The sequence below is a fragment of the Variovorax sp. P4_B11 genome, from assembly GCF_056402355.1.
Genome location: NZ_JBFUHO010000007.1, coordinates 38,179 through 50,487, shown reverse-complemented (window position 1 = coordinate 50,487; position 12,309 = coordinate 38,179). Strand labels below are relative to the sequence as shown.

General features: G+C 66.0%; 11 protein-coding genes. 10 read left to right on the top strand and 1 reads right to left on the bottom strand.

Going from position 1 to position 12,309, the window contains the following annotated elements; genetic code table 11:
- Positions 1-231: 231 nt before the first annotated feature.
- Positions 232-1,503 (bottom strand): acetyl-CoA hydrolase/transferase family protein, encoded by a 1,272-nt coding sequence (locus tag AC1DYD_RS09495; RefSeq protein WP_478172488.1) that lies wholly within the window; start codon positions 1,501-1,503, stop codon positions 232-234.
- A 131-nt stretch (positions 1,504-1,634) separates the two neighbouring features.
- Here AC1DYD_RS09495 and AC1DYD_RS09490 point away from each other — a divergent pair, with 131 nt between their 5' ends.
- The 10 genes from AC1DYD_RS09490 (at position 1,635) to AC1DYD_RS09445 (ending at position 12,298) form a co-directional block, all read left to right on the top strand.
- A complete protein-coding gene (locus AC1DYD_RS09490; protein ID WP_478172487.1) occupies positions 1,635-2,831 on the top strand; it encodes an acetyl-CoA C-acetyltransferase in 1,197 nt (398 codons plus the stop codon).
- Positions 2,832-2,942: 111 nt separating this feature from the next.
- Positions 2,943-4,235 carry an amidohydrolase family protein gene (locus AC1DYD_RS09485; RefSeq protein ID WP_478172486.1) on the top strand — a complete coding sequence of 431 codons (1,293 nt, stop codon included), beginning with the start codon at positions 2,943-2,945 and terminating at the stop codon, positions 4,233-4,235.
- Positions 4,232-5,758, top strand: a complete 1,527-nt coding sequence (locus AC1DYD_RS09480; protein ID WP_478172485.1) for an aldehyde dehydrogenase family protein — start codon at positions 4,232-4,234, stop codon at positions 5,756-5,758. Before AC1DYD_RS09485 ends, AC1DYD_RS09480 begins: the two co-directional genes overlap by 4 nt.
- Positions 5,755-6,885: an acyl-CoA dehydrogenase family protein gene (locus AC1DYD_RS09475; RefSeq protein WP_478172484.1), complete on the top strand. Its 1,131-nt coding sequence runs from the start codon at positions 5,755-5,757 to the stop codon at positions 6,883-6,885. Before AC1DYD_RS09480 ends, AC1DYD_RS09475 begins: the two co-directional genes overlap by 4 nt.
- A 5-nt stretch (positions 6,886-6,890) precedes the next feature.
- Entirely contained in the window at positions 6,891-8,111 is a 1,221-nt protein-coding gene (locus AC1DYD_RS09470; protein WP_478172483.1) for an acyl-CoA dehydrogenase family protein, read from the top strand.
- An 18-nt stretch (positions 8,112-8,129) separates the two neighbouring features.
- Positions 8,130-9,014 carry an SDR family NAD(P)-dependent oxidoreductase gene (locus AC1DYD_RS09465; RefSeq protein ID WP_478172482.1) on the top strand — a complete coding sequence of 295 codons (885 nt, stop codon included), beginning with the start codon at positions 8,130-8,132 and terminating at the stop codon, positions 9,012-9,014.
- Between the two features lie 4 nt (positions 9,015-9,018).
- Positions 9,019-9,882 carry a MaoC/PaaZ C-terminal domain-containing protein gene (locus AC1DYD_RS09460; protein ID WP_478172481.1) on the top strand — a complete coding sequence of 288 codons (864 nt, stop codon included), beginning with the start codon at positions 9,019-9,021 and terminating at the stop codon, positions 9,880-9,882.
- A 43-nt stretch (positions 9,883-9,925) separates the two neighbouring features.
- Positions 9,926-10,351, top strand: a complete 426-nt coding sequence (locus AC1DYD_RS09455; protein WP_478172480.1) for a Zn-ribbon domain-containing OB-fold protein — start codon at positions 9,926-9,928, stop codon at positions 10,349-10,351.
- Positions 10,352-10,363: 12 nt separating this feature from the next.
- Entirely contained in the window at positions 10,364-11,503 is a 1,140-nt protein-coding gene (locus AC1DYD_RS09450) for a thiolase family protein (RefSeq protein ID WP_478172479.1), read from the top strand.
- Positions 11,504-11,518: 15 nt separating this feature from the next.
- Entirely contained in the window at positions 11,519-12,298 is a 780-nt protein-coding gene (locus AC1DYD_RS09445) for an enoyl-CoA hydratase-related protein (protein ID WP_478172478.1), read from the top strand.
- Positions 12,299-12,309: the final 11 nt, after the last annotated feature.

Below are 12,309 nucleotides of genomic sequence, written 5' to 3'. Positions count from 1 at the left end.
TCGGGGTCCAGCAGCGCGGCTCGCCTCAGGCCGCTGATGCAGGCCGCCACCAGCCGCGAAGGCCAGTTTGCTGGCCAGCCCGCCGAGTTCGTGCACGAAGGCGGGCGCCTCGGAATGGATGACGGTCCAACTCGGCCACCCACCGCGGCAATCTCCGTCGCGTGGTGGATGGCCATCCATCCGATGAGAGCGGGGGAGTGGCTGTTGTTGAAAGGGGTTGTCTCCTTCCTTTCAAGTCGTCATGCTGCAATGCGCCTCGCGCTCGAGGCGCTCGCGATCGTCCGGGTGTGCAAGGTCAAGCATCCGGCGCACGCGCTGCGCCAGCGTCAACCCGCGCAGATCGGCCACGCCGTATTCCGTCACCACGATGCCGGCATCGCTGCGCGCCGTGCTCACCGGGCCTGACAGGCGGGCGACGATGCGGCTGATCGGCTGCGAGGCTGAGCCAGCTCGGGAGGGCAGGGCGACGATGGGCAGGCCGCCGCGCGAGCGCTGCGCGCCGCGCAGGAAATCGGTGCCTCCGCCTACCGCGCCCACATAGATCCCTCCCGCCATCTCGGTGTTGGCCTGGCCGCTCAAGTCAATCTCGATGGCGGAGTTGATGGCGACGAAGCGGTCGATGCGCGCCAGCACCTCGGCCGCATGGGTGTACTCGGTGCTGCGCAGTTCCACCTTCGGGTTGTGGTCGGCGTATTCGCGCACGATCCTTGAGCCCATCAGCACGCCGGCCACGCTGATGCCACGATCGATGGTCTTGCGGGCGTTGTTGATCACGCCTTGGCTCGCCAGCACTGCCGCCTGGTCCACGAAGGCACCGCTGTGCAGACCCAGGTCGCGTCGGCTGCCCAGTTCGCGCAGCACCGCCTCGGGCAGGTTGCCGATGCCGCATTGCAGCGTCGAACCGTCCTCGATCAAGTCGGCCACTCGGCGCGCGATGGTGGCCTCGATATCGCTGCCGCCCGACTTGGGGGCGTCCACCGGCGCGTAGGAAGCCTTCACCGCAAAGTGGATGTCTGCCGCCCCCAGAGATGCGGGGCCGTGCGTCCAAGGTGCCTGCTCGTTGATCTCGGCCACGATGCAACGGGCCGTTGACAGCGAGGGCGCCAGATACTCGCATGCCATCGAGAGGCTGTAGCGGCCATCGGGGCCCACCGGCGCGAGTTGAAGCAGGAGAACGTCAACTTGCAGCGGGCCTTGCGCAAGACAGCGGCCCAGCTCGCTGTAGTGCCCGGGCCAGATGTCCAGGGCACCCGCCTTGGCGAGCTGGCGGTTTCGTCCGGCGCCACAGTAGGAGCTGAACCGCACTGTATCTGCGTGGCCGACCTGCAGCGTGTCGGCCCAGGTGGTGCCGATGAAGGCGTCGATGGCGCCGATGCTCTCGCGCTGCGCCATCAGTGCGCGTATGAGCAGCTGAGGCTCGGCGGCGCCCTGGCCCCACATCAGCCGGTCGCCGGCTCGCACGATCGATCTCAGGTTTGGGCTGCCGGGGTCGAGAAATTGCATGAGCTGAGGGCGTCGGGTGATTAATAACTGATGTTATGTCAGTTATGTGCTATTGTCGACCTGGAATTACTCGCGGGCCCGCGTCATTCCACGCGGCACGCGCTACTCCTTCCTGACCAGAGAGTTACTTGATGAAGCAAGCCACCATCGTCTCCCCGCTTCGCACGCCGGTCGGCGCCTTCGGCGGTGCCCTGCGCACGCTCACCGCCGACCAACTGGCGGTCCATGTCATCCAGGCCGTGCTGCAGCGCACGGGCCTGGACCCGAGCCTGATCGACGAGGTCGTGGTGGCGCAGTCCTATGCGTCCAGCGAAGCCCCTTGCATGGGGCGCTATGCCGGCCTGGCGGCCGGCCTGCCGCTGGAGGTGCCTGGCTACACCCTGGATCGTCGCTGCGGTTCGGGCCTGCAGGCCGTCATTGATGCCTCGATGATGGTGCAGACGGGCGCGGCCGAGGTGGTGCTGGTGGTTGGCGTCGAAAGCATGAGCAACATCGAGTACTACAGCACCGACATGCGCTGGGGCTCGCGCGCAGGCTCGGTGAGCTTGCATGACCGCTTGCAGCGCGGCCGCGAACGCTCGCAGCCCGTGGAGCGCTTCGGCGTCATTTCTGGCATGCCGGAAACGGCCGAGAACCTGGCACGTGAATACGGCATCGGCCGCGAGGAGGCGGATGCGTTTTCCGCGCGCAGCCACCAGCGTGCCGCGCAGGCCTGGGAACAAGGAAAGTTCAGCGACGAAGTGATCCCGGTATCCGTGCCGCAGAAGAAGGGCGATCCGCTGCTGTTCTCGCGCGACGAGGGCATCCGACCCGAAACCACCGTCGAAACCCTGGCCAAGCTGCGCCCCTTGCTCAAGGATGGCACCGTAACCGCCGGCAATTCCAGCCAGCAGAACGATGCCGCCGCCGCTTGTCTTGTGGTGGCCGAACACCGCGTGGCCGCGCTGGGCCTCACGCCCATGGGGCGCTTCGCGGGCTGGGCAGCTGCGGGGTGCCACCCGGCGACCATGGGCATCGGGCCGGTGCCCGCAGTGCAGAAGCTGGCGCAGCGCACAGGCGTCGCGCTGGAGCAGATCGATCTGGTCGAGTTGAACGAGGCCTTCGCGGCTCAGGCCCTCGCCGTGCTCAAAGGCTGGCAGTGGCATGACCCTGAGCGGCTCAATGTGAACGGCTCAGGCATATCGTTGGGTCACCCCATCGGCGCGACCGGTGTGCGCATGATGACGACGCTCCTGCACGAACTGAAGCGCCGCCAGGGGCGCTACGGACTGGAGACCATGTGCATCGGCGGCGGCCAGGGTCTCGCAGCCCTTTTCGAAAGACTTTGAGAATACGCAAATTCCTTCGATCAAGGGTTTGCGAGTAATTGACAGATCATCAGTTATGTAAGACACTGCGGGCATTTTCAATCCTGCATGAATGCATCGAAGGAGACAGCTGTGGAACTTCAAGACATGGTGCTCGTCAGCGTCGACGATCACCTGATCGAACCCGAGAACATGTTCGATCGGCACATGCCGGCGCAGTTCAAGGAACGTGCCCCCAAGGTGGTCCGAGGCACCGATGGCGCCCACCAATGGCAACTCGAAGGCATGCGTGCGCCGGGCCTCGGACTGAATGCGGTCGCTGGGCGTCCGAAGGAGGAGTTCGGCTTTGAGCCCGTGTCCTATGACCAGGTGCGCAAGGGCTGCTACGACGTCGATGCGCGCATCGAAGACATGAATGCCAACGGCGTGCTGGGCTCGATCTGCTTCGGCTCGTTCCCGGGTTTCGCCGGCGCCCGATTCCAGAAGATGGCAGACAAGGCTCTCGCGCTCGCGACGATTCGCGCCTACAACGACTGGCACGTTCACGAATGGTGCGGCAAGCATCCGGCCCGTTTCATCAAGCTAGGCCTGCTGCCGCTGTGGGATGTGAAGCTGGCCGTAGCCGAAGTCGAACGCTTGGTCCGGCTCGGCGTGCACGCCATTTCATTCCCCGAGAATCCGTCGCTGATCGGCCTGCCGAGCCTGCACGCCGAAAGCTGGGAGCCGTTGTGGGCGGTCTGCGAAGCCAATGCGGTCGTCATTTGCTGCCACATCGGCTCTGCGGGCAACGCGCCCTACCCGTCGGACGAATCACCGATCGATGCCTGGATCACCTCCATGCCGATCTCGATCGCCAACGCGGCGGCCGACTGGATGTTCGCTAGCTTCTGGAAGCGCTATCCGAAGCTGCGCATGGCGCTGTCCGAAGGCGGCATCGGCTGGATTCCCTACTTGCTCGAACGCGCCGATTTCACCCACCAACAGCACAGCCCCTGGACGCGCACCACATTCGGCAAGGATCGGCCGAGCGATGTCTTCCGCCGCCACATCATCACCTGCTTCATTGACGACGAGTTCGGCCTGCGCAACCGGCAGGACATCGGCACGGACATGATCACCTGGGAGGCCGACTTCCCGCATTCCGATGCCACGTGGCCGTATTCGCCCGAGAACCTGTGGAAAGGCATTCGCAGCCTGCCGTCGGGCGACATCAACAAGATCACGCACCTCAACGCGATGCGCGAATTCAGCTACGACCCCTTCAGTGCATTGGGCGGCCGGGACGCCTGCACCGTGGGCGCGCTGCGCGAACTGGCGAAGCACGTGGACACGGCGCCAAAGTCGCGCGGCGGTCTGAACCCCGCGGGGGATGGCGACAAGCCGGTGACTTCCGCGGACATCAAGAAGATTCTTTCGCACATGTGATCGACGGCCTGCGCCGCGGCCCGGAGCCCCCCGTGTCATTCCAATTACCCCTGAAGTATCCCGGCAGCCTGTACATCGACGGCGAGTTTGTCGCCCTGGACCCGGCTGCGCGGGAAGAAGTGATCAACCCTTCCACCGAGGAGGTAGTCGCGCTCGCCCCGGTTGGCGGGGAGCCCGAGGTGCTGGCCGCCATCGCGGCGGCGCGGCAGGCCTTCGATCACGGTCCCTGGCCGCGCATGAGCGTGGCGGAGCGTGGGGTGGTCCTGCGCCGCATGCATGACTACCTGCTGGCGAATGCGGAAGCGATCTGTCAACTGATCACCCTCGAAGCCGGCTCGGTCCACACGCAGACCCGCAGCCGCCAGTTCGACGGGCCGATGAAGCACTTCCGCTATTTCATCGAAGCCGCGCTGCGCATGCCGCTGGTGCGCGCGCTTGCGCCCGAGGTCACGCCGTCACCCAAGGGCAAGGTTTTAGGCACCGGCTTTGTAGTGCGCGATCCCGTGGGCGTCATCGCTGCAATCACGCCCTACAACTACCCCTATTTCCTCAACGTCGCCAAAGTGGTGCCAGCCCTGCTGATGGGCAACACCTGCGTGCTGAAGCCCTCGCCCTACACGCCCTTTGAGGCGCTGATCCTGGCCGACGCGGCGCACGCTGCCGGCCTGTCGGCGGGTGTGCTGAATATCGTTACCGGCGGCAAGGAAGTGGGCGAACGCCTGACCACCCACGCCGATGTCGACATGGTGACCTTCACCGGCTCGGACAGCGTCGGCGCCGCCATAGCCGGGCAGTGCGCACCGAGCCTCAAGCGCACGGTGCTGGAACTTGGCGGCAAATCCGCCCTGATCGTCCGGCAGGATGCCGACATGGACCTCGCCGTGGCCACGGCCGTGCGCGGATTCACCGCCCATGCCGGGCAGGGCTGCGCGATGAACACCCGCGCCCTGGTGCACAACAGCATCCGCGCCGAGTTCTGCCGCCGCGCGGCCGAGATGGCCAAGGCCGTCAAGGTCGGCGACACCATGGACCCGGCCACGCAGATGGGGCCGGTGATCCGCGCCGTCGCCCGGGATCGCGTCGAGCGCTACATCGCCCTGGGCTTGGACAGCGGCGCAAGGCTGCTGGCCGGCGGCCGGCGGCCGGCGCATCTTTCCCGTGGCTTCTTCTGCGAGCCAACCCTGTTCGATGGCGTGGACAGTGACTCGCCGTTGGCGCAGGAAGAAATCTTCGGCCCGGTGGGCGTGGTGATCGGCTTCGACAGCGATGACGAAGCCATCAAGATCGCCAACCATTCGCAGTTCGGTCTGCGTGGCGGCATCCTCAGCGCCGACGCAGGCGCTGCCTACGAGATGGCGCTGCGCATGCGTACCGGCGGCGTCACCATCAATGGTGGCGCCGGCGCGCAGCTCTCCAGCGGCCCCTTCGGCGGCATCCGTCGCTCCGGTTATGGACGGGAGTTGGGCGAAGAGGGGCTGCAGGAATTCACGCATCAGAAGCTCATCGAGATCCACGCGGCGTGAACTTCGACTACACCCTGGATCAGCGCCAGCTTCAATACGAGGCGCGCAAATTCCTTACCGCGCGTTGCTCACCCGAGGTCGTGCGCGGAGTGCTGCACGAGTCTTCTTGTTCCTACGATGCCGACCTGTGGGCGGAGATCGCCGGCATGGGCTGGTTGGGCAGTGTGCTGCCCGAGGCCCACGGTGGACTTGGCCTGGGTCATGTGGAACTCTGCGTGATCGCCGAAGAGATGGGCCGTGCGCTGGCGCCGGTGCCTTTTGCTTCCACCCTGTATTTCTTCGCCCAGGCGCTGATGCAGTCAGGCAGCGAGGTGCAGCAGGCGCGCTGGCTGCCCCGAGTTGCCGATGGCTCGTGCATCGGCTGCATGGCCACGGCAGAAGGCCCTGGCGATCCCTGGCCACGCCAACTGGGCCTGCGCTACGAAGCGGGCCGGCTGCATGGCGTCAAGCTGCCGGTGGTGGATGGCGATGTGGCGCACGCGGCCGTGGTGTTGGCGCAGGGCTCCGAGGGGCCGACGCTGTATCTGGTTGATCTCACAAGCGCGCAAGTTGAGCGGACTGCGCTCGACTCGCTCGACCCAACGCGCAGCCTGGCCCGTGTGGCCTTCCACGGCGCCGACGCGGAGGTGCTGGGCGCCCCGGGCGACGGTCTCGCCATGGCGCAGGCGATCCAGGATCGCGCTGCAGCCTTGCTGGCCTTCGAGCAGATTGGCGGCGCCGACCGCTGCCTGGAAGCGGCCCGCGACTTTGCGCTGGAGCGACAGGCTTTCGGCAGAGCTGTCGCCAGCTACCAGGCCATCAAACACAAGCTTGCTGACGTCTTTGTGCGCAACCAGCTGGCCCGCTCCAATGCCTATCACGCCGCCTGGGCCCTGGACAAGGATGTCGGCGGCACAGCTCTGCCTCTGGCGGCGGCCTGCGCACGTATCGCCGCCAGCGACGCTTACTGGCAGGCGTCCAAGGAAAACATCCAGACGCAGGGCGGCATGGGTTTCACCTGGGAGGCGGACGCCCACCTGTTCTATCGTCGCGCGCAACACCTAGCCCTGGCGGCCGGTGCGCCGCGCTGGTGGAAGGAGCGCCTCGTCATGCAACTTGAACGCCGGCAAGCAGCGGTTGATGTCTGAAGACCATGGACTTTGACGACACTCCCGAAGAGGCGGTCTACCGCACCGAGGTTCGCGCGTGGCTGCATCTCAATGCGGCGAGCGTGGCGACTGCAAACTTTGCCGGCCAGGACGAGGCCTCGCGACTGGTGCGCGCGCGCGCCTGGCAGGCCTTGAAGGCGGAGGCCCGCTATGCCCGTATCACTTGGCCACGCGAATGGGGCGGGGGCGGTGGCACGGCCATTCAGCAGGTGATCTTCAACCAGGAAGAAGCCGGGCTCGACCTGCCGGTGGGCTTTTTCGGCATCGGACTGGGCATGTGCCTGCCGACGGTGATGAAGTATGCCGATGAGGCGACTCGCCAGCGTTTTGTCGCACAGGCACTGCGCGGCGATGAGATCTGGTGCCAGCTTTTTTCCGAACCCTCGGCCGGCTCGGACCTGGCCGCCGTGCGCACGCGTGCGGTGCGTGACGGCGATGGATGGCTCATCAGCGGCCAGAAGGTCTGGACCACCGGTGCCCACTACTCGGACTACGGTCTGCTGCTGACCCGCAGCGACCCCAGCCTGCCCAAGCACCGTGGCCTGACGATGTTCTGGATCGACATGAAAGCGGCCGGCGTCTCGGTGCGGCCGATTCACCAGATGAGCGGCGGCTCAGACTTCAACGAGGTTTTCCTCGACGAAGTGCGCGTGCCCGATGTGCAAAGGCTGGGCGCGGTGAACGAGGGCTGGAAGGTCGCGGTCTTCACATTGATGAATGAGCGCGTAGAGGGCGGGAAGGCGCGCGGCCCGGAAATCGACGCGGTGCTGTCCCTGGCCGCCAGTCTGCCGCGCGGCGAAGCGACCCTGCTGCAGGACGGCGCGTTCCGTTCGCGCTTGGCTGACTGGTTCGTGCAGAGCGAGGGGCTCAAGTACACGCGCTTTCGCACCATGACCGCCATGTCCCGTGGCGAAGCGCCAGGCCCGGAGTCCTCCGTCGGCAAGCTCGTGGCGGTGAACCGCATGCATGAAATGGCGCATGAGCTGATCGAGCAGCAGGATTTGTACGGCCTGGTCTGCGACCCAGGCCAGGCGGCGATCAAGGCTGCGCTGCAGCACGACTTCCTGCATGCACCGGGGCTGCGCATCGCCGGGGGCACTGACGAGATTCTGAAAAACATCATCGCCGAGCGGGTCCTTGGACTGCCGCCCGACGTTCGCGTCGACAAGGACGTGCCGTTCAATGCGCTGAGCGGCAGCCGCTGAAACTGAAGGAAACAAGATATGGGACTGTTGGATGGAAAGGTGGCCGTCATCACAGGCGCCGGTGCGGGACTGGGCCGAGCCTATGCCCTCTTGTTGGCGCAGGAAGGGGCGAGCGTGGTCGTCAACGATTTCGCCCGCGCCGCTGCGCCGGGTGAGAAGAGCCCCGCCGAACGCGTGGCAGCCGAGATCGAAGCCCTGGGCGGCAAGGCTGCCGCAAACCACGATGACGTGGGTTCGGTGGCCGGTGGCGAAGCCATCCTGAAGACGGCGCTAGTCGCCTTCGGCGGCGTGGACATCCTCGTCAACAACGCAGGCATCCTGCGTGACAAGAGCATGGCCAAGCTGGAAGAGAGCGATTTCGACCTCGTTGTGCGCGTGCACCTCAAGGGCACCTACTGCGTGACCCGCCCGGTGTTCCTGCACATGAAGGACAGCGGTCGCGGCGGCGTGATCGTCAACACCACGTCCACCTCCGGCCTGCGCGGCAACTTCGGCCAGATCAACTACGGCTCAGCCAAGGCCGGCATCTGGGGCTTCTCGAATTCGCTGGCCATCGAAGGCCAGAAGTACGGCATTCGCGTCTGGACCATTGCGCCCGCCGCGGCCAGCCAACTCACCGACGCCACGACCTCCGAGGAATACAAGAAGACCTTCACCGCCGAGCGCGTGGCACCCGTGCTGCTGTACATGGTGAGCGAGCTGTCGGGCCAGCAGACGGGCAAGACCCTGCTGGCGGGCGGCGGCTACGTCAGCGAGATCCGCATGGAGATGGGCCACGGCTTCACGCCGCCGGCAGACTTCACTGCCCGTGACTTGGCGGCAGCCATCGCCAAGGGCCAGGTCTTGATGCCTGCTCGCGAACTGAAATACGTCAACGCCTACGGGCCTACCAGCAAGGCCTAAGATCATGGCGATCGACTACCCAGGCGTGCTCGAACTGCGCGAAGAGGGGCGGCGCTTCGAATGGAATGAACGCGACGTGATGCTCTATGCCCTCGGCGTGGGGCTGGGCAGCGACCCGCTCAAGGGGGACGAGTTGCGCTACGTCTACGAGAATTGCGAACAAGCGCTGCGGGTGATGCCTACCTTCGCCACGGTCGCCGCCTGGGGCGCGGGCATCGGCCCCGAGCGCATCGGGCTGGACCGCCGCCGCACGCTGCATGGTGAAGAGCAGACCGTGTTGCACCGGCCGATCCCGGCGTCGGGGCGCATCCTGGCGGACAGCCGCGTCGCGGCGGTTTACGACAAGGGCGTCGACAAGGGCGCGGTGGTTGTGCGCGAAACTGTGCTGCGCGATGCCGACGACAGTTCCCTGATTGCGACGCTGACGCGGACGGCCTTCGCCCGCGGCGACGGCGGGTTTGGCGGGCCGGCGCAAGGCGGCGAATCTGCCGCGGCGCGCCCGAGCCGCGCGCCGGATGTGACGCTGGATCTGCCCACCCGGCCCGATCTGGCCTTGCTTTACCGGCTCAGCGGTGACCGCAACCCCTTGCATGCCGATCCCGAGACTGCACGTGTGGCCGGCTTCGAGCGGCCCATCCTGCATGGCCTGTGCACTTACGGGCTCACGTGCCGCGCGGTGCTGCAGGCCTTCTGTGGCTTCGATTCCGATCTCATCGGCAGTCACGCCGCACGCTTTTCGGCACCGGTGCTGCCGGGGGACACGCTCACCGTCGACCTGTGGCGCGAGGGCAAGACGATTTTGTTCGAAGCCCGGGTCGTGGCCCGCGGCGTCATCGTCATCAAGAACGGCAGGACGGAGTTGCGCTGAACGCAGCCCTCGACTTGCCTTCCAAACAGAGGGGAACATCCATATGGACAGCAACGACGGGCAGGCGCTCAAGCCTGCCACTTCCTACACCGAGGTTCCCGCAGATGGCGCCGCGCCTTACCTCAAGGGCAGCCGCTGCTCGGCATGTGGCGCGATCTATCTCGGTCAGCGCGAGGACTGCGGGCACTGCACCAAGCGCGGCGAGATGCAGGCCATGAAGATGGGTACCGAGGGCACGCTCTATAACTACACCATCGTCTACCGCAGCTACCCGGGCATCAAGGTGCCCTTCATCTCGGCCATCGTCGACTTGAAGGACGGCGGCACCGTGAAGGGCAACCTGCTCGATGTCGAAGCCAATCCGGGCCAATTGCAGTTCGGCATGCCGGTGCGGATGGTCTTCCGTGGTGCGGAGCTTGCCAACGCCGAAGGGGCTGGCTTTCTCGCGCATTTCTTCGTTCCCGCTTGAAGGAAAGACACCATGGCGGACATCTACGTTGTCGGCATCGACATGATCAAGTTCGGTCGCTACGCCGACAAGACCGTGGTGCAGCTAGCGGCTCAAGCCGCGCTGGGTGCCCTGGACGATTGCGGCCTCTCGATGCGCGACATCCAGGCGCTCTACAGTGGCAATATCGGCGAGACCATGACCGGCCAGCGCACGCTGCAGCTGATCGGCCAGACCGGGATCCCGGTCGTCAATTGCACCAATGCCTGCGCCACTGGCGCGACCGCGCTGCGCGAAGGCTGGACGGCCCTTAAGGCCGGCCTCTATGACACAGTGCTGTGCATCGGCGTCGAGAAGATGGCCGCCGGCATGATCGTCAAAAAGAAGGTGGGCAACGAGCCTCTGTCGGCCGAAGGTCTGATCGGCTCCGAGACCATGCCTGCCGTGTTTGCCATGGTGGGGATGGAGCACATGCGCAAGTACGGCACCACGCTGCAGCAGTTCGCCCAGGTGTCGGTGAAGAACCACCACCACTCGACGATGAACCCCAAGGCGATGTACCAGAAGGAAACGCCGCTGGAAGAGGTGTTGGGGTCGGAAATGATCGCCTACCCGAATACCAAGCTGATGTGCTCGGTGAACGTCGACGGCGCCGCGGCGGCCGTGCTGATGTCTGAGAAGAAGGTGCGCGAGTTGGGCCTGATGGGCCGCGCAGTGCGCGTGCGCGCCTCGGCCCTGGCGAGCGATCCGTTCACCCCTCGCAATCTGGTCATGCAGGACGTCAACACGGTGACGCGCCTGGCCGCCAAGACAGCTTACGAGATGGCCGGCATCGGCCCCGATGAAGTGAACCTGGTCGAGCTTCACGATTGCTTCGCCACCGCCGAGCTGCTGCACTACGAGAACCTCGGCCTCTGTGCCGACGGCGAGAGCGGCCGCATGATCGACAGCGGCGCCACGGCACTGGGCGGGCGTGTGCCGGTGAATGTGTCCGGCGGCCTGCTATCCAAGGGCCATCCGCTGGGTGCCACCGGCATCGCCAATGTGTACGAGATCTGCACGCATCTGCGCGGCGAAGCCGGCGCGCGGCAGGTACAGGGCGCACGCATCGGGATGACCCATGTTGTGGGCCTGGGCAGCGCCTGCGCCGTGCACATCCTCGAAAAAGCCTGATCGCTTGGAGGCAGGGTGTACCAGTTCATCCGTGTCGAACGCGAAGGCCCGCTGACGCTGGTGGTGTTGGAGCGGCCCGAACGGCTGAATGCACTACACCCGCCCGCGCACCACGAACTGGCCTCGGCCCTTGATGCGTTTGCACAGGACCCAGGTCAATGGGTAGCCATCCTGACCGGTGCGGGCGACCGGGCCTTCTGCGCCGGCAATGATCTGCATTTCCGTGCCGAGCAGGGTCGGCAGGCCATGCCGGCCAGCGGCTTCGGCGGGCTCACTTCGCGCTTTGATCTGGACAAGCCGGTCATTGCCGCCGTCAATGGGCTGGCTGCGGGTGGCGGATTCGAGTTGGCCCTGGCCTGTGATCTCGTGGTCGCCACCGAGCAGGCCCATTTCAGTCTGCCCGAGCCCAAGGTGGGCTTGGCGGCTTTGGCCGGCGGTCTGCATCGCCTGCCGCGCCAGATCGGTCTCAAGGCGGCCATGGGCATGGCGCTGACCGGCCGGCGGGCGGTGGCTGCAGAGGCTCAGCGTCTGGGCTTCGTCAATGAGGTGGTGCCGGTCGGCCAGGCGGTGGCCGCGGCGCGTCGGTGGGCGGAGCAGATCCTGGCGCTGGCTCCTTTGGCGGTGCGGGCGTCCAAGCAGACGATCTTGACCGGTTTGGCCCAGGCCGACCTGGAGCAGGCCCTGCGCGAGCAGGACGCGCTCCCGGCGGTCCTGCGCATGCGCGCATCAGGCGATGCCATCGAGGGCCCCAGAGCCTTCGCCGAACGACGCTCACCCCGCTGGACGGGTCACTGAATTCATTGCCT